The 18,607-nt window shown below is 41.2% G+C and carries 18 protein-coding genes and 1 tRNA gene; 14 read left to right on the forward strand and 5 right to left on the reverse strand.

The window, feature by feature from the left end; genetic code table 11:
* Positions 1-42: 42 nt before the first annotated feature.
* Together HPE56_RS11905 and trkA are read right to left on the reverse strand one after the other, a co-directional pair.
* Positions 43-1,533: a TrkH family potassium uptake protein gene (locus tag HPE56_RS11905; RefSeq protein ID WP_188243989.1), complete on the reverse strand. Its 1,491-nt coding sequence runs from the start codon at positions 1,531-1,533 to the stop codon at positions 43-45.
* A 1-nt stretch (position 1,534) separates the two neighbouring features.
* Entirely contained in the window at positions 1,535-2,884 is a 1,350-nt protein-coding gene (gene trkA / locus HPE56_RS11910) for a Trk system potassium transporter TrkA (RefSeq protein ID WP_188243990.1), read from the reverse strand.
* 215 nt (positions 2,885-3,099) lie between these two features.
* Between trkA and ubiE the strand changes: the two genes are divergently transcribed.
* Both ubiE and porT read left to right on the forward strand, forming a co-directional pair.
* Complete coding sequence (ubiE, locus tag HPE56_RS11915; RefSeq protein WP_188243991.1) at positions 3,100-3,828, forward strand: bifunctional demethylmenaquinone methyltransferase/2-methoxy-6-polyprenyl-1,4-benzoquinol methylase UbiE; 729 nt, start codon at positions 3,100-3,102, stop codon at positions 3,826-3,828.
* 3 nt (positions 3,829-3,831) lie between these two features.
* The gene (gene porT, locus HPE56_RS11920; RefSeq protein ID WP_188243992.1) at positions 3,832-4,527 is read left to right on the forward strand and encodes a type IX secretion/gliding motility protein PorT/SprT; all 696 of its coding nucleotides are present in this window, start codon (positions 3,832-3,834) and stop codon (positions 4,525-4,527) included.
* Between the two features lie 52 nt (positions 4,528-4,579).
* Here the strand turns inward: porT and HPE56_RS11925 are convergent, their stop codons facing one another.
* A complete protein-coding gene (locus tag HPE56_RS11925) occupies positions 4,580-5,308 on the reverse strand; it encodes a TrmH family RNA methyltransferase (protein WP_188243993.1) in 729 nt (242 codons plus the stop codon).
* Positions 5,309-5,332: 24 nt separating this feature from the next.
* Here HPE56_RS11925 and tamL point away from each other — a divergent pair, with 24 nt between their 5' ends.
* From tamL to HPE56_RS11980, 12 genes are all read left to right on the forward strand, one after another.
* Entirely contained in the window at positions 5,333-7,948 is a 2,616-nt protein-coding gene (gene tamL, locus HPE56_RS11930; protein WP_188243994.1) for a translocation and assembly module lipoprotein TamL, read from the forward strand.
* A 59-nt stretch (positions 7,949-8,007) separates the two neighbouring features.
* Entirely contained in the window at positions 8,008-9,075 is a 1,068-nt protein-coding gene (gene fbaA / locus HPE56_RS11935) for a class II fructose-bisphosphate aldolase (protein WP_188243995.1), read from the forward strand.
* A gap of 26 nt (positions 9,076-9,101) precedes the next feature.
* Entirely contained in the window at positions 9,102-9,962 is an 861-nt protein-coding gene (gene accD, locus HPE56_RS11940; RefSeq protein WP_188244130.1) for an acetyl-CoA carboxylase, carboxyltransferase subunit beta, read from the forward strand.
* A 96-nt stretch (positions 9,963-10,058) separates the two neighbouring features.
* Positions 10,059-10,328 (forward strand): 30S ribosomal protein S15, encoded by a 270-nt coding sequence (gene rpsO / locus HPE56_RS11945; protein ID WP_188243996.1) that lies wholly within the window; start codon positions 10,059-10,061, stop codon positions 10,326-10,328.
* A gap of 195 nt (positions 10,329-10,523) precedes the next feature.
* Entirely contained in the window at positions 10,524-12,755 is a 2,232-nt protein-coding gene (locus HPE56_RS11950; RefSeq protein WP_188243997.1) for a polyribonucleotide nucleotidyltransferase, read from the forward strand.
* A 159-nt stretch (positions 12,756-12,914) separates the two neighbouring features.
* Complete coding sequence (locus tag HPE56_RS11955) at positions 12,915-13,778, forward strand: sigma-70 family RNA polymerase sigma factor (protein ID WP_013304569.1); 864 nt, start codon at positions 12,915-12,917, stop codon at positions 13,776-13,778.
* Positions 13,779-14,637: 859 nt separating this feature from the next.
* On the forward strand, positions 14,638-15,027 hold the full coding sequence (locus HPE56_RS20300) for a redoxin domain-containing protein (RefSeq protein ID WP_223170287.1): 390 nt from the start codon (positions 14,638-14,640) through the stop codon (positions 15,025-15,027).
* Positions 15,011-15,349 carry a hypothetical protein gene (locus tag HPE56_RS20305; RefSeq protein ID WP_223170288.1) on the forward strand — a complete coding sequence of 113 codons (339 nt, stop codon included), beginning with the start codon at positions 15,011-15,013 and terminating at the stop codon, positions 15,347-15,349. The genes HPE56_RS20300 and HPE56_RS20305 overlap by 17 nt, the downstream gene beginning before the upstream one ends.
* A 109-nt stretch (positions 15,350-15,458) precedes the next feature.
* Positions 15,459-15,680: a VF530 family protein gene (locus HPE56_RS11965; protein WP_188243998.1), complete on the forward strand. Its 222-nt coding sequence runs from the start codon at positions 15,459-15,461 to the stop codon at positions 15,678-15,680.
* The gene (locus HPE56_RS11970) at positions 15,681-16,130 is read left to right on the forward strand and encodes a tRNA (cytidine(34)-2'-O)-methyltransferase (protein ID WP_188243999.1); all 450 of its coding nucleotides are present in this window, start codon (positions 15,681-15,683) and stop codon (positions 16,128-16,130) included.
* Positions 16,131-16,287: 157 nt separating this feature from the next.
* Positions 16,288-16,947, forward strand: a complete 660-nt coding sequence (gene rpe / locus HPE56_RS11975) for a ribulose-phosphate 3-epimerase (RefSeq protein ID WP_188244131.1) — start codon at positions 16,288-16,290, stop codon at positions 16,945-16,947.
* Complete coding sequence (locus tag HPE56_RS11980) at positions 16,947-17,912, forward strand: YpdA family putative bacillithiol disulfide reductase (RefSeq protein ID WP_188244000.1); 966 nt, start codon at positions 16,947-16,949, stop codon at positions 17,910-17,912. Before rpe ends, HPE56_RS11980 begins: the two co-directional genes overlap by 1 nt.
* Positions 17,913-18,038: 126 nt before the next feature.
* On the opposite strand, the gene HPE56_RS11985 is transcribed toward HPE56_RS11980, so the two are convergent.
* Positions 18,039-18,112: transfer RNA gene (locus tag HPE56_RS11985), tRNA-Arg, on the reverse strand.
* A 31-nt stretch (positions 18,113-18,143) separates the two neighbouring features.
* Complete coding sequence (locus tag HPE56_RS11990; protein ID WP_188244001.1) at positions 18,144-18,590, reverse strand: GatB/YqeY domain-containing protein; 447 nt, start codon at positions 18,588-18,590, stop codon at positions 18,144-18,146.
* Positions 18,591-18,607 lie beyond the last annotated feature (17 nt).

Consider the following 18,607-nt stretch of genomic DNA (forward strand, 5'->3'; position numbering starts at 1 on the left):
AAACGTATTTTTAAAGAAAAAAACCCGCGATTGCGGGTTTTTTTATATGTCTTTCCAGAAATAGGGTGTCAATATAATCAGTACGGTAAAGAGTTCCAACCTTCCCAAGAGCATCAGAAAACCACACCACCATTTTCCCAACATCGGCAACCCATTAAAATTACTCAACGGATGAAGAGATCCCAAAGCAGGACCTACATTACCCAAAGAGGAAGCGGCACCCCCGACCGAGGATTCAAAATCCAGCCCCAAGAAACTCAACCCTAAGGAACCAATGATAAACAGTAACATGTACAGTACAAAAAAGGCTATTACATTGTAAACGATATGCTCTCTTACGGTTTTATTGTTATAACGCACGGGGATCACTGCATTGGCATGTAAGGTTCTTTTAAACTCCAACAACCCATTTTTAATAATCAGTAGGTGACGCATGACCTTAATACCCCCTGCCGTAGATCCCGCAGAACCCCCAAGAAAGAACAATCCGAAAAAGAAGACCTTGACAAATGGGGTCCAATTGGTAAAATCGGCCGTAACAAACCCGGTTGTCGTTATCACCGAAACGACCTGAAAAAGCGCATGCCGAAAAGAACTTTCAACCTCACCATACGGCATAGGGTGATATTCCGATACAGGAACGTTTGCCTTATAAAGAACCACCAAGCCCACAATAATTGAGAATACTATGATAAAACCAGTGTAGAACCTAAACTCCTCATCCATTAGCACACGTCTTACCTTTCCTTTGAAGGCAAAATAACTAAGCACGAAATTACTACCCGCCAGAAACATAAAGAGGATGACAATATACTGTATCAAAGGTTGGTCGTTCCAATAGGCCAAACTGGCATTTTTGGTTGAAAATCCACCGGTTGAAAGCGTGGCCAAAGAATGGTTCAAGGCGTCGAAAAACGACATTCCCGCCAGCTTCAACAATATGGTTTCGGCAACCGTATACCCCACATAGATATACCAGAGTCGTTTTGCCGTATCTGTAATCCTAGGATGTAACTTATCGGCGCTAGGACCAGGGGCTTCCGCGGCGAATAATTGCATACCCCCTATTCCCAAAAGCGGAAGTATGGCTATAGCCAAAACAATGATCCCCATTCCACCAATCCAATGGGTAAGACTCCTCCATACCAGAATTCCTTCAGGCAAAACCTCTATATCATCCAAAATAGTGGCTCCCGTAGTCGTATACCCTGAGATGGTTTCAAAAAAAGCATTGGTAACATCGGGTATCGCCCCAGAAAACAAATAGGGCAACATTCCGGAAATGGACATAATAATCCAACCAAAGGTTACAATGATATACCCTTCCTTACGTTTGACCTCTTTTTTATGGTTTCTGGTAAAATACATTGCGGCCACCCCAGCGAACATGGTCACAATCGAGGCCAAGGCAATATCCAAGGTCGCTCCATCACTATAAACACCACTCATTATGGCAGCAAAGAGCATGAACAAACCATTGAAGAGCAGTAGCACTCCCATTAAATGGAATATGATTTTCGAGTTCAAGGACATACTATCGGAATAAACGTTCTATTTTTGGAATAGCTTCCGGTAGGCAACAAACCACTACCCTATCACCTTCCTGAATTTGAAATCCACCAAGGGCTATTATCCCTTTCTCACCCCTAACGACCCCACCAATGGTAGCTTCCCTTGGAAAGTCTATTTCGCGGATAAGCTTACCGGTAACCCTGGATTTCGGTTTAACCTTAAATTCCAATATTTCGGAATTGATATTATTGAGACGCATCAATGCAACCACCTCCCCTTTGCGAATGTGTCTGAAAATATTGTTCGCCGCCAATAATTTTTTATTGATAAGCGTATCGATACCGATAGAGTGTGAAAGTTGAAAATAGTCCATATTCTCTACTAGGGCAATGGTCTTTTTTATATGTTTCGACTTGGCTACCAAACAAGACATGATATTGGTTTCCGAATTACCCGTTACGGCAACGAAAGCATCCATGGATTCCAAACTTTCCTCCTCTAACAATTCCACATTCCTACCATCCCCATTGATGACCAATGCGTTAGGAAGGTCGTCGGCCAAATCAAAAGCCTTTTCCTTGTTTTTTTCAATAAGTTTAACGTTGAATTTTTTGGCACAAAGGTCACGTGCGGTCTTAAAACCGACTTTACTTCCGCCCATGATCATGACATTCCTAATTTCCTCTTTCCGCTTGTTGGTCAGCTTGTACAATTCATCAACCCCTTCCATGGTGGTAATGAAATAGACTTGGTCACCTTCCTTGAAAACGGTGTCCCCACGTGGTATCACCGTGAACTGTGTCCCCAACCGTTGTAATGCGATGGGCATAAAATGGAGTTCAGGGAATATCCGGGCAGCTTCTTTCACCATTTTACCCACAAAAGAGGCTTTCTTCTGCAATGACACCCCTACCATGATCAATTTACCCCCTTCAAACTCGTAGGTATCATTAAAGGCCGATTTATTCAATAAAAGTTGAATTTCCTCAGCGGCCAACTGTTCAGGGGAAATCAGCTCATCGATGCCCAATTCGGAAAAACGAATGACATCCTTATAATGTATGAACTCCGTATTCGAAATCCTGGCAATAGTACGTTTACAACCCAATTGTTTGGCCAACATACAAAAAGTAATATTGGTGGTTTCGGACGATGTAACTCCAATGACCAGTTCGGATTGATGCACCTCAGCTTCCTTCAATATCGAAATAGAAGTGGCATCGCCGCGCAACACTTTTATATCCAAATGGCTATCTGCATACATCAAACTCTCTTTCTCCGTATCAATCAGTGTTATGTTCTGAGATTCGTAGGAGAGTAATTTGGCTAAGTGAAAACCCACCTCGCCAGCACCAGCAATAATAATTTTCATTGATTAAATATATTGATTTCACAACGAAGACAATCATACCTTAATTGTGTTACAAAAAGAAATATTACAAGAAGTAAGACGCCTACTGAACAGTCCATTAGATGAATACACCATAAAATGCGCAACAAAATTACGTATTTTTTAGGTTCAACCTCATTTTATGACGTGAATAGTTTAGCTATCGGCTAAGTTGTATCTTTGCCGAAATTCATTATATGACCAAAAAAGTAACCCCATATCAGGATTCAGATTTAGGAAAAAAAGAACAGGTAACCCAAATGTTCGATAAAATATCAGGAAACTATGATGGTTTAAACCGGGTTATATCCTTTGGTATCGATATTAAATGGAGAAAACGGGTAGTCGCCATCCTAAAGAAAAAGAAACCTGAAATAGTATTGGACATCGCCACAGGAACCGGGGACTTGGCAATCAACCTTGCCGAGACAGGTGCCAAAAAAATCATCGGTCTCGATATTTCCCCAGGAATGCTGGAGGTCGGCAAGAAAAAGATCATCGAGAGGAAGTTGGCGCAAACCATAGAAATGGTCGAAGGGGATAGCGAAAACCTACCCTTTGAGGACAATACCTTCGATGCCGTGACCGTCGCCTTTGGGGTACGTAATTTCGAGACCTTGGAAAAAGGTCTTGCCGAGATCCATCGTGTATTGAAGCCCAAAGCGACCTTTGTGGTTTTGGAAACCTCCGTACCCACTAAAACACCCTATAAACAAGGCTATGCTTTTTATACCAAATACGTACTTCCTAAAATCGGAAGGATGTTTTCAAAAGACGATTCGGCCTATGCTTATTTAAGCAAATCGGCATCAGTTTTTCCACATGGGGAAGCGTTCAACAATATTTTACGTAAAATCGGGTTTATAGATGTAGTGAACAAACCTCAAACGTTTGGGGTTGCATCTATTTACATTGCCACAAAATAAACTATGAAGAAAATTGTAGTGGCCTTGATCGTATTGACCTGCTTAAGTCAATCGGCAATGGCGCAGTTTAACGAAGATCCGATCATCAACCTAGAGAACGAGGATGAACCCCTTTTGAACTGGGGATACTTTCTCGGTTTTAACCAATATGACTTTAAATTCGATTATAAGAACGATGCCAAACATATATTGGTAGATAAATCGTTTGGATTCAATGTCGGACTTATCGGGGAATTGCGTATCAATGAGTTTTTGGATGTTCGCCTAGAACCCGGCCTACTGTACAACTCCAGGACCTTGGGTTTCCCTGGCTTTACCGAGGAAAGCGATGCCATTAGGGAAGTTAAATCGACCTACATCAACTTTCCTTTACTTTTAAAGGCAAGTGCCAAAAGACTTGGCAACTGGAAGCCCTTTTTAATAGGTGGCGCCTCGATCTCAATGAACCTAGGCAGCAATGAAGATAGCTTGGACGACAATTCGGCCGGTACCTTTAGAATGAAAAAAATGGTCTACAATTACGAGTTGGGATTCGGTATCGATTTTTATTTGGAGTATTTTAAATTTACCCCTTCCATAAGGGGCGTTTTTGCCATAAGCGATGAACTCGTACCTGACAATGACCCCGACAGTCCATGGACGGGAAATTTAGCGGGGATGCGTACGCGCGGACTCTTCATCAATTTTACTTTTGAGTAACACCATCTATCCCACACAGCTTATTTAATACACCCTCCTATCGCTGCAAGGGTTAATTCCCAGTTCTTTTGATTTCATTCAAGAAGATGGCCGTCGCCGTAGCGACATTAAGACTTTCGGTACGCTGGTCACCAAATTGGGGAATACTAATCCTATGGTCTACCAAGGCCTCGATTGCACTCGATATCCCATTGGCTTCATTACCCATCACCAATATCCCTTTTTGGGGCAATGGGGTGGTATGAACATTATCCCCATCCATAAAAGTACCATAAACCGACAACGATGATTCATTTATGAATTGGACCAAATCGGTATAAACAATATTCACCCGGGTTATTGAACCCATGGTCGCCTGTAAGACTTTGGGATTAAAGCAATCGACCGTATTGTTCGAACACACTAAATGCTGAACCCCAAACCAATCACATAGCCGTATTATCGTTCCCAAATTCCCTGGGTCACGAACATCGTCCAAGGCTAAAACCCAACCCTGCTGGTCCACGGGTTTTTCTTCAGGGAACTTAAACACCCCCAACACCTTATTGGGACTCTTGAGATTGCTCAATCGTTTCAATTCCTGTTCGGAAACCAACTCGGTGTTCATGTGTTCCGCGTTGACAAGTACATCGCCGACGGTATAGATGATATGCGCTTCAAAATTGGAATCCAAGAGCTCTTGGACCGTCTTTAACCCTTCCACTACGAACATACCATATTGGTTTCGGTACTTTTTTTGCAGTAAGCTTTTTATAAACTTTATTTGGCTTTTACCAACCATTGAAATAATGTATTTTTGATTTCTATGAGGAGATTATTTCGTATTAATAACCCGAGCGCTAAAATAAGCTTATTATTTTTTGCCATAGTGCTTGCCTCTTGCAATGCGCTCAAGCGTGTTGACGAAAACGAACTTCTCCTTACAAAGAACACCATTTATGCCGATGGGGAAAAAGTGAACAATGAGGATATCCAAAGCCTTATCATTCAAAATCCCAATAGCACATTGTTGGGTTACCCTCTGCGATTGAATCTATATAACCTTGCCAAACAGAATCCGGATTCCTCCTTCCAAAATTGGCTCTACAAAAAAGAAAAAAGAAAAGACCGGTTGGTCAAGTTACTCTCAGAAAAACAAGTGGTCAGACTTGGGGAATCCTTCTTGGTCAAAGGAATGAGTGAATGGCTGAAGAATATCGGTGAACCCCCAGCCGTCATAGACACTTCAGACACACGAAGAACACTGGAAAGGCTTAAGGCCTATTATAGCAGCAAAGGGTATTTCAACAATAACACCACTTATGAAATCGACACCCTTAAACGGGAAAAAAGAGCAGGAGTCGACTATAAGATCGCTTTAGGCCAACCCTATATGATCGACACCCTATCGAATAAAATCTCCTCAAAAACCGTAGACTCAATCTATCATTTGAACAAGGCGCAATCCTTTATAAAGGAAGGGGAACAATTTGATTTGGTAAACTTTGAGAATGAGCGCAAAAGGTTAACCTCTATTTTTCGGAACTCGGGAATCCGTAATTTCCAGGAGAGCTCAATCAACTACGCCATTACAAGGGACTCCACCAAATCCGGGAACGATAAAAGTATGAATATCAGTCTGAATATCCATAATTTACGCACTAGAAACAACAATGACATTACCACCTCGGAATATCAAATTGAGAAGTTCAAAAAAATCAACATCTATACCGACTTCATATTTGAAGGCGAAGGGGAAGAGGACGGGAACAAAATCATCGAATACGACGGATATACGATTCACTACAAGGATAAATTGAGGTTTAAGCCCAAAACCTTAGGCGATGCTATTTTTTTCGAAAAGGATAGTATCTATAGGGAGGTTAACCGATCTAGGACCTATCGGCAGATTACCAACCTGAATGTTTTCAAATACCCTTCCATTGCCTTTGAGACCGACAGCTCACAAACAGGGCTTACCGCAAACATATATTTAACCGAACGACCAAAATACTCGTTGGGAATGGACCTGGATGTCTCCCACTCGAACATTCAACAAGTAGGTATGGCCTTTAGTCCATCCTTGCAGGCTCGAAATCTATTTAAAGGGGCAGAAAACCTTAGTTTAACGGGAAGATTGAATGTGGGGTCATCGAACGACCAGAGCATAACGGTTACCGATAACCGTTTTTTCAACCTGTTGGAATTTGGTGCCGACATCAACCTGACCATTCCCAGGATCTGGTTCCCTTTTGTCAATACCGGCAAGATCATACCCAGTTACAGCCTACCCCAAACAAGGCTCTCCCTAGGTACAAGTTTTCAAAAAAACATTGGACTTGACAAACAGACCTTCAACACCGTCCTGGGATATAATTGGACACCCAATGACCAAAGGCGACATAGTTTAGAACTCCTTAATGTCCAATTTGTAAACAATGTAAACCCAGATCGATTTTTCAATGTTTACGAAAACACCTATGAACTTTTGGATGAAATAGCGGACACTTATGATGATTCCGATGAATATCCTGAACTTGCCGATTATTTTGAGACCAGTGAGGATAGTGATGACCCTAATTTGATCATACCCTCTGGCACGTCCGGATTCACCCAAGCCATTATCGATGGTACTGTTTCTTCGACCAGTGATGATTATGACGATGTACGCAGCATTGAGGAAAGAAGAGACCGGCTTACAGAGAACAATCTCATTTTCGCTACGAATTACACCTTTAACAAAAACAACAAAAATGGGATTACCGATAATAGTTTTCACAGTTTTCGATGGAAAGTGGAAAGCGCAGGGAATTTACTTTCGGCCTTGACCACTATTATACCATTCAACGAAAACAGTGATGGAGACCAGTTGGTTTTCAGCGTGCCCTACTCCCAATATATCAAAACCGAATTCGATTATATTAAGTATTGGGATTTAAGACAATCCAAGGTTTTGGCGTTTCGAAGTTTCTTTGGCATAGCCGTACCTTATGGCAATTCAGACAACATTCCTTTTGTACGTAGTTATTTTGCGGGAGGCTCCAACGACAACAGAGCATGGAGCCCCTACTCACTCGGGCCTGGAAAAACAGATGAAGTCAATGATTTTAATGAGGCAAATCTAAAATTAGCCTTCAATCTTGAGTATCGGTTTCCTGTAGTGGGCGATATAAAAGGAGCCCTTTTTGCGGATGCAGGCAACATATGGAACGTATTTGACAGTGAGGTTGACCCAGACAAAACCTTCAACGGTATCGATTCCCTTGCAGATATAGCTTTAGGAACTGGTTTCGGTATTCGGTATGACTTCACTTATTTTTTAATTAGGGTAGATTTGGGCTTTAAAACCTATAACCCAGCCGAAGAAACCTCGAAAAGATGGTTCAGGGACTATAATTTTGCAAATTCGGTACTACAAATAGGTATAAACTACCCCTTTTAAACTTAATTATTTCTTACTTTTGTGCTTCACTTTTTTAATAAATTTAAAGCCAAACAATTATGGGCCATAATATTAAACCTGGTGTAGCCACTGGGGATCAAGTTCAGGAGATTTTCAAATATGCAAAGGATAAAGGATTTGCTCTTCCAGGAGTAAACGTTATTGGTTCTGACACCATCAATGGTGTTCTTGAAACCGCTGCTACCTTAAACTCTCCCGTAATCTTACAATTTTCAAATGGCGGTGCTCAATTCAACGCCGGTAAAGGGTTGTCCAACGAAAATCAACGCGCTGCAGTTCTTGGTGCCGTTGCCGGAGCCAAGCACGTACATCAAATGGCAGAAGCCTACGGGGCAACTGTTATTCTTCATACAGACCACTGTGCAAAAAAATTATTGCCTTGGATCGATGGTATGTTGGATGCCAGTGAAAAACACTTCGCAGAAACTGGTAAACCATTGTTCAGCTCCCATATGATCGACCTTTCCGAAGAGCCAATCGAGGAGAATATCGAATTGTGCAAAGGATATCTTGAGCGAATGAGCAAGATGGGCATGACCTTGGAAATAGAATTGGGTATTACAGGTGGTGAGGAAGATGGTGTTGACAATTCCGATGTTGATGATTCCAAATTATACACCCAACCAGAAGAAGTAGCATACGCTTACGAAGAGCTTTCAAAAGTAAGTCCTAGATTTACCATTGCAGCTGCTTTTGGTAACGTACATGGTGTATACAAGCCTGGCAACGTAAAATTAACCCCGAAAATCCTTAAGAATTCCCAAGAGTACATCACTAAAAAATATGGTGTCGAAGACAATCATATCGACTTTGTATTCCACGGAGGTTCTGGGTCTACAGTAGAGGAAATTAGGGAAGCCATTGGTTACGGTGTTATTAAGATGAATATCGATACCGATTTACAATATGCCTTCTTAGCCGGTGTTAGGGATTATGTTCAGGACAACAAGGATTTTCTACAATCACAGATTGGCAATCCTAATGGCCAAGATGAGCCCAACAAAAAATATTACGACCCAAGGGTATGGTTACGCGCAGGGGAAAAGACCTTTATCGACCGTTTGAAAAAAGCATTTGAAGACCTTAACAATGTAAATACTTTATAAAAGTAGTTAAACCCAATATGGAAGATATGTCGTTGTGGTTCAAAAGAAAGGAAAAAGGAATACAAACAGCCACTGAGGAAAAAAAAGACACCCCAAAGGGCTTGTGGTACAAGTCCCCAACAGGTAAGATCGTTGAATCCGAGGAATTGGCCAAAAATTTCTATGTTAGCCCTGAAGATGATTATCATGTTCGAATTGGCAGCAAAGAATATTTCGAGATTCTTTTTGACGACAACAAGTTTACCGAATTGGATGCCAAGTTGCACTCAAAAGACCCCCTTAAATTCACCGATACAAAAAAGTATACGGATCGATTAAAGGCTGCACAAAAGAAAACCGGACTTAAAGATGCCGTACGCACGGGCTTTGGCAAATCCTTGGGAAAGGATGTCGTCATCTGCTGTATGGATTTTAATTTTATCGGGGGTTCGATGGGTAGCGTTGTAGGTGAGAAAATATCAAGAGGTATAGATTATGCCATTAAAAAGAAAGTGCCTTTTGTCATGATTTCAAAATCTGGGGGAGCCCGAATGATGGAAGCTGCTTTATCTTTAATGCAAATGGCCAAGACTTCTGCAAAAATAGCGCAGTTGGCTGAGGCCAATTTACCTTATATCTCATTGTGTACAGACCCTACAACGGGAGGCACTACGGCATCCTATGCGATGTTGGGCGATATAAACATTTCCGAACCTGGTGCATTGATTGGATTTGCAGGACCTCGTGTAGTAAAAGAAGCAACGGGCAAAGATCTGCCCGAAGATTTCCAAACTGCGGAATTTGTCCAGGAACATGGATTTTTGGATTTCATAACACATAGAAGGGATTTAAAGAAAAAAATAAACCTTTATATTGATTTGATCCAGAATAATCCGGTTCGCAAATAAAAAACACTATGCGTCTTGAAACCAAAATTATTAGTATCTTTGCGCCCTGATTGAAAATCAATCATATACATAAAAATCATTTAAAATAATATTGGAATGTATCTAACAAAAGAGATTAAGGCCGAGATATTCAAAAAACACGGCGGTAAAGAAGAGAACACAGGTTCTACGGAAGGTCAAGTTGCTTTATTCACACATCGTATCAATCATTTGACCGGTCACCTTAAAAGAAACCACAAAGATTATAACACCGAACGTTCATTGGTAAGACTGGTAGGTAAAAGAAGAAGTCTACTGGATTACTTGAAAAAGAAAGATATTGTAAAATATCGTGAGCTTATCAAAGAATTAGGTATTAGAAAATAGAACTTAAAAGGGGAAGCTAGGCTTCCCCTTTTTTATACACTCCTAAGTCCAGGATTCAAAAAAGGACAAATTCAAAAAGCTGCACTCAGTTTTTCATTGGTCAACACACAACAACACAACAACATCCGACCAGTAAGAATGGCGGATAGACCATTGTTTAACAAACCTGAAAAAATCAGGTTTTAAATCGTATTTATGATTCCAAAAGTATTTAAAGAGGTCATTGACCTTGGTGACGGTAGGGAAATTTCCATCGAAACCGGAAAATTGGCAAAACAGGCCCACGGTTCTGTTGTTGTTCAGTCAGGAAAATGTATGTTATTATGTACAGTCGTTTCCAATTACAAACAATCTGATGTTGATTTCTTACCCTTAACAGTAGATTATCGAGAAAAATTTGCCGCCGCTGGTCGTTACCCTGGTGGATTCTTCAAAAGAGAAGCAAGACCTAGTGATGGTGAAGTATTGACCATGAGACTGGTAGATCGTGTATTGCGACCACTATTCCCTAAGGATTATCATTCTGAAACCCAGGTGATGATTCAATTAATGTCGAATGATGAAGAGGTTATGCCTGATGCCATGGCTGGTTTGGCCGCATCTGCCGCCATTCAATTATCCGATTTCCCTTTTGAATGTGCCATTTCAGAAGCAAGGGTTGGCCGTATCAACGGAGAGTTTGTCATTAACCCAACAAGAGCGCAATTACAGGAGTCCGACATTGATATGATGATTGGTGCCTCAGCTGATTCCGTAATGATGGTTGAAGGTGAGATGGACGAAATCTCAGAAGAAGAAATGGCCGATGCCATCAAATTCGCACATGAAGCCATTAAGGCACAATGTGCCGCCCAATTACGTTTGGCCGAAGCTTTCGGTAAAAAGGAAGTTCGCGAATATGAAGCGGAAAGGGAAGATGAGGAATTAGCCAAAAAAATTCATGATCTAGCTTATGATAAGGTTTACGCAATTGCCAAGGCCGGTTCATCCAAGCACGAAAGAAGTGCTTCATTTGCAGAGATCAAAGAAGAAATCAAAGCATCCTTTTCTGAAGAGGATATAGCGGAATTTGGGGATTTGATCTCCAAATATTACAATAAAGCGGAAAAAGCCGCCGTACGTGACCTTACCCTTAAGGAAGGTTTACGTTTGGACGGAAGGAAAACCAACGAGATCAGACCTATTTGGTGTGAAGTTGATTACCTACCTTCTACGCATGGTTCTTCAATTTTCACCCGTGGTGAAACCCAAGCGTTGGCTACTGTTACCCTAGGTACCTCTAGAGATGCTAATAAAATTGACATGCCTTCTTACGAAGGTGAAGAGAATTTCTATTTACACTATAACTTCCCTCCTTTTTGTACTGGGGAAGCACGACCTATTCGTGGAACGTCACGTAGGGAAGTCGGTCACGGTAACTTGGCACAACGTGCCTTGAAAGGAATGATTCCTGCGGATTGTCCTTATACGGTCAGAGTAGTTTCTGAAGTATTGGAATCCAATGGTTCCTCCTCAATGGCAACGGTTTGCGCAGGCACCATGGCTTTGATGGATGCAGGTGTACAAATGAAAAAACCCGTTTCCGGTATTGCAATGGGATTGATTTCCAATAGCGAAACAGGGGAATATGCCGTACTTTCAGATATCTTAGGTGATGAAGATCACTTGGGTGATATGGACTTTAAAGTAACCGGTACTGCAGATGGTATTACTGCCTGTCAAATGGATATTAAAGTAAAAGGATTGTCATACGAAATCTTAGTGAATGCATTGCAACAAGCTAGGGAAGGTCGTCTACACATTCTTAAGAAGTTGACTGATACGATTCCTGCTCCGGCTGCTGATGTGAAACCACATTCACCGAAAATGGTTACCCGTACGATTCCTAATGAATTTATTGGTGCACTAATTGGCCCAGGAGGCAAAGTTATCCAAGAACTTCAAAAAGAAACAGGAACTACCATTGTTATCAATGAAGATCCCGTAACTGAGGAAGGTATTGTTGAAATCTTAGGTACAGACCAAAATGGTATCGATGCCGTATTGGCAAAAATCGATTCGTTGATGTTCAAACCTCAAGTAGGAAGTGTTTATGAAGTCAAGGTCATCAAGATGTTGGATTTTGGCGCTGTGGTAGAATATGCCGAAGCTCCAGGAAATGAAGTATTATTGCATGTATCCGAATTGGCTTGGGAACGCACCGAAAATGTTAGCGATGTCGTTAACATGGGCGATGTATTTGACGTGAAATACTTAGGTGTTGATCCAAGGACCCGTAAAGACAAGGTTTCTAGAAAGGCTCTTTTACCAAAACCAGAAGGTTATGTCGAAAGACCACCAAGAAACGATAAAGATCGTGGACGTGGAAGGGATGATCGACGTGGAGGCGGAAGAGATAACCGTGATCGCAAACCAAGAAGGGATTAGTTGAAAAACACCCTTTTTGATTAAATATTCAAGCCCTGACAGCATCGTCAGGGCTTTTTTTATGGATAGTCGAAAAATAATTAACCCCGTTTGTAACATTTGATCCTTTTCTACGTATAAATATATGCAGTCTATGCAAAGTGAACTTAAATATAGTAGATGAGACAGCTTAAGATTACAAAACAGGTTACCAATAGGGAAACCGCATCTTTGGACAAGTACTTGCAAGAAATTGGCAAAGTGGATTTGATTACCGCAGATGAAGAAGTAGAATTGGCACAACGAATCAAGGCAGGCGACCAGATCGCTCTTGAAAAACTTACAAAGGCCAATCTTCGATTCGTAGTATCAGTCGCCAAACAGTACCAAAACCAGGGACTTACTCTACCTGATTTGATCAATGAAGGAAACTTGGGATTGATTAAAGCAGCACAGCGATTCGACGAAACCCGTGGATTTAAATTTATCTCATACGCCGTATGGTGGATTCGTCAATCCATATTACAAGCATTGGCCGAACAATCACGTATCGTTCGTTTGCCCTTGAACAAGATTGGATCGATCAATAAGATCAACAAAACCTTTGCCTTTTTAGAGCAAGCGCATGAAAGAATGCCTTCTGCCGAGGAAATCGCCAAGGAATTGGACATGACCGTTGAGGATGTAAAACAATCCTTGAAAAACTCAGGCCGTCACGTATCTATGGATGCTCCCTTGATTGCCGGTGAGGACTCTAACCTATACGATGTACTTCGAAGTGGTGAATCCCCCAATCCAGATAGGGAATTATTGCATGAATCATTGCGTACTGAAATTGAACGCGCTTTGGAAACCTTGACACCTAGGGAAGCCGATGTTATTCGTCTATACTTTGGTTTGGCCGGACAACATTCGATGACCTTGGAGGAAATCGGTGAAACATTCGACCTTACAAGGGAACGGGTTCGTCAAATCAAGGAAAAAGCGATTCGACGCCTAAAACACACTTCAAGAAGTAAAATTTTGAAGACCTATCTAGGATAGGTTAATTGCAATATCAATAACGTTAAATTCTCCTTAAATTGGAAATTTGGCATATATATTGTAATTTTATAGATAACAACAGTTTATCATGACTGTTCGTTTTTTGATTGATGAATAAACTCCGGCTGATTACCGGAGTTTTTCATTTTATACCTTTTCAAAAACCAACCCTAGGGTTGTCAAAAGAAAGATCAACGGCAATTGTTGTGTTTATACAAAGATTTTGTCAATCTATAAGGAATTTATCACATCCCTGTACTGAGTCCTAAATGCGGCTCATCCTTAATTATTGTTTTTTTAATCGTTCGTCTTTATTATTGGGAATACGGGTAAAACTTATATTCAAATTATTTTTTCATTTTATTCAAGTGGTTTCCACATTGGACGGAGGAAGCCGTCCATAGCGCATTTCCCCCAAGTGAAATCGGCCTGAACGGTGTGGCCAGGGGGTTTATTTACTTGCTTTCTAAATATGGGTCCCAACAACGTAGCCTAGCTGGGGCTGGCTCCTCTAAACCAAGGTATACCATACCTTAGTTTTTCGACCCTGGTCGTTTTTTATTCATCGGCATGTCTGTAGTTTTTTAACGGTATTCATAAATGCTATGCATTTGAGGCGATGTAAAAAATAAACAGCACACGAACTGCGGGATCTTTTATTCTTTCTATTTCCAATGCTCAAACAACTTTAGGGATTGGTTCCAAACGAACTTATCCTACCGGTATCCACACCCTATATTTCATTGTTAATGAATTTATAAAATACTGTATATGTAACAATTGTGGCTTATATCCACCCTCCTTCCAAAGTATCTTGTAGAGAACAAAATCAAGTTATCTATAAAATAAAAACAAAACCATGGAAGAACAATTGGAACAGGCAATCAGTATGCCAAGAATTGGCGATCCCGCCCCAGCATTCAAAGCTGTAACCACACAAGGAGACATTAACTTTCCCACAGATTATAAAGACAGTTGGGTCATTTTATTCAGCCACCCTGCCGACTTCACTCCCGTATGCACGTCAGAGTTTATGACATTCGCTACTATGGAGGAAAAATTCAACAAAGCAAACTGTAAACTGGTAGGCCTTTCAATCGATGGCCTCTATAGCCACATCGCATGGTTAAGAACCATTAAGGAAAAAATAGAATATAAAGGCATGAAGAATGTCGAAGTAAACTTCCCCTTGATCGAGGACATTACCATGGAAGTTGCCAAAAAAATACGGCATGATACAACCCAATGAAGATTCCACCAAAGCCGTACGGGCCGTATTTTTTATTGACCCCAAAGGAATTATCAGAACCATCATCTATTACCCATTGAGTTTGGGAAGGAATTTTGATGAACTTTACAGGGTAATCATCGCCCTTCAGGCTGCCGATGAATTCGATATTGCCACTCCTGCAGACTGGTATCCCGGAGATGACGTAATCATTGGCCCTGCTGGTTCCTGTGGAACGGCAAAAGATAGGATGGACGACGGGGACATCGATTGTAAGGATTGGTTCTTCTGTACCAAAAAACTGGATAAGGACACCGTCATGGACAGGATACTTAAAAAATAACACATATCCATGTTAAGCTACAAACAGGCAACAGGCTTACAAAGACCTGTTGCCTGTTTGGTTTTATAATGCAGAACAAACAACTACATTTGTCACAAGTTTTGATACTATGGAGAACACACAACCCAATAACCCGTTACACGGCGTAAAACTAGCGGACATTTTGGAGTATCTTACCCAAAAATATACTTGGGAAGAATTGGCCAATCAGATCAACATCAACTGCTTCAAAAACAATCCTTCCATTAATTCATCATTGCGTTTTTTGAGAAAAACACCTTGGGCCCGTGAAAAAGTGGAACAATTTTATTTACATTCAATTCGACAATAAATGCCTTTGAACATCGTCCTCATTGAACCGGAAATCCCTAACAACACAGGCAATATTGGTCGTCTTGCCCTGGCTTCCGGCTCCAACCTACATCTCGTAAAGCCCTTTGGCTTTGAAATAAACGATAAGCGCCTAAAACGTGCCGGCCTGGATTATTGGCCCCATATCTCCCTATTCATCTATGAAAACTTAGCGGATTTTTACGCAAAACATGAGGATAAGAATCTAGTGTACTTTTCGAGCCATGGAAAAAAGGACCATTGGTCAATCGACTTTGAAAATGATATGTTTCTTGTATTTGGCAAGGAATCGGTGGGACTACCAGAGACCATTACCCAACGCAATCCCGACAAACTCTACAAAATACCACTCTACAGTCCGCATATTCGAAGCCTAAATTTGGCCAATGCCGTAAGTATTGCCGTATACGAGGGTTTAAAACATCTTTAAGATTTCGATTTTATCAAAATTGGCTCCAATAAATACTTCTCCAATACTTTTGATAACTGTTTTTTGAAAAATATTCAAACCTGGTTTTTGAAGAAATCCAAGACATTAAAAACGATAGCAAATCATTACTTTTACATAAAATTCCAGGAATAGCATGATAAATAACATTAAAATAGCGCCTTCCCTCCTCGCTGCTGATTTTGGCAACTTGCAACGGGATGTTGAGATGGTGAACAATAGCGAAGCCGATTGGCACCATATTGATATTATGGACGGTGTTTTCGTTCCGAATATTTCATACGGAATGCCCGTATTGAAAGCCATTCAAAAGCATGCCACAAAACCATTGGACGTGCATTTGATGATTGTTGATCCCGATAGATACATAAAGACCTTTGCCCATCTGGGAGCAAGTGTATTAACGGTGCATTACGAGGCCTGTAACCACCTTCACCGCACCATTCAGGCCATAAAGGCTGAAGGGATGATGGCCGGAGTTGCCATAAACCCACATACGAACATCAGCCTCTTGGAAGATACGATCAAAGATATTGACCTCGTCTGTATCATGAGTGTGAACCCCGGTTTTGGCGGACAATCATTCATTGAGAACACTTACGAAAAAACCAGAACGCTCAAAGCTATGATCCATGGCAAAAGGGCAAAGACCCTCATCGAGATCGATGGAGGGGTCACCTCTAAAAACGCCAAGGCCTTGGTTAATGCCGGAGCCGATGTTTTGGTCGCTGGTAGTTTTGTTTTTAAAAGTGACAACCCAACACAGACGATACACGAACTAAAGGAAATTGTAGGCTAATGGATTATTTTGATATTGTAATCGTAGGAGGTGGCCCTATTGGCATCGCATGCGGATTGGAAGCACAGAAAAACGGACTTAGTTATGTGATCATAGAAAAGGGACCTATTGTCAATTCCCTTTTCAACTATCCCGTTAATATGCAATTCTTTTCCTCCTCCGATTTATTGGAGATCGATAATATTCCGTTTATAAGCAACGAGGCCAAACCCAAGAGAAACGAAGCCCTGGAATACTACCGAAGGATCGTTACCAATAATGCCTTAAGAATAAACCTTTTTGAAACGGTTGAAAATGTCAAAAAAGTAGCTTCCGGATTTGAGATCAAAACCAATAAACAATCGTATAGCGCATCGTACACCATTATTGCCACAGGATTCTATGACATTCCCAATTTACTTGACATTCCTGGGGAGGATCTGGACAAGGTCTCCCATTATTACAAAGACCCCCATTTCTATGCCAGTCAAAAATTGGCGGTCATAGGCGCAAGTAATTCCGCTGTGGATGCCGCTTTGGAGTGCTATCGAAAAGGAGCGGAAGTCACCTTGATCATTCGCGAGCCCGAGGTTGGTCAACGCGTTAAATATTGGGTCCGGCCCGATATTATCAATAGGATCGAAGAGGGTAGCATCAAGGCTTATTTCAACTCGAACATTAAAGAAATCCATCCTGATAGGATATTGGTGGACACACCAGAAGGCACTATTGAATTGGAAAACGATTTTGTCCTAGCCCTGACGGGTTACCAGCCTAATTTTGACTTTCTTGAAAAATTAGGTGTTCAACTTTCGAATGATGAAAAAAAATTACCACAATACGATAAAGAGACTATGGAAACCAATGTAAAAGGTCTTTATCTCGCGGGTGTTATTTGCGGCGGCATGGAAACCCATAAGTGGTTTATCGAAAATTCAAGAATACACGCACCGATGATCATGAATTCGATATTGGGTAAAAAATAAAGCAGGGATACCGCTTAAAGGAATTGACCGGGACCTTCTCTTTAAAACCCCAAATTTTATAATATTACAAAGACCCAAAATCAAAAAAGCAAGCAATATAAAATTGCTTGCTTTTCGACTTATTAGTGACCCCGGAGGGATTCAAACCCCCAACCCTCAGAGCCGAAATCTGATGCGCTATTCAGTTGCGCCACGGAGCCATTAATTATTCAACACTCGGTTAAGAGCGCGCTAAGATAGTTTATTTTTTACAATAGTGGAAATGGTTTTTCCATCTGCTTGTCCGGCCAATTCCTTTGACACCATCCCCATTACCTTACCCATATCCTTCATACCTTCTGCCCCAACGGCATCAATGGTCTGCACCACCACTTTCTCAATTTCCTCTTCGGTCAATTGTTCGGGTAAAAATTGTTCTATAACAGCCGCTTGTTCCAATTCCGGGGCAGCAAGGTCCTCCCTACCCTGTTCGGTATAAATAGCCGCACTATCCTTTCTTTGTTTTACCAACTTTTGGACCAATTTGGTTTCATCGGCTTCAGATAATTCACCACTTGCCCCACTGGTCTGCGCCAAAAGCAAAGCGGATTTTATCGCCCGCAACGATTCCAAGGCTACAGTATCCTTAGCTTTCATTGCAGTTTTCATCTTTTCCATTACCTGTTTTTGTAAACTCATAACGTATACATTTTGAG

This window comes from Maribacter aquimaris, assembly GCF_014596745.1.
Taxonomy (GTDB): Bacteria; Bacteroidota; Bacteroidia; order Flavobacteriales; family Flavobacteriaceae; genus Maribacter_A; species Maribacter_A aquimaris.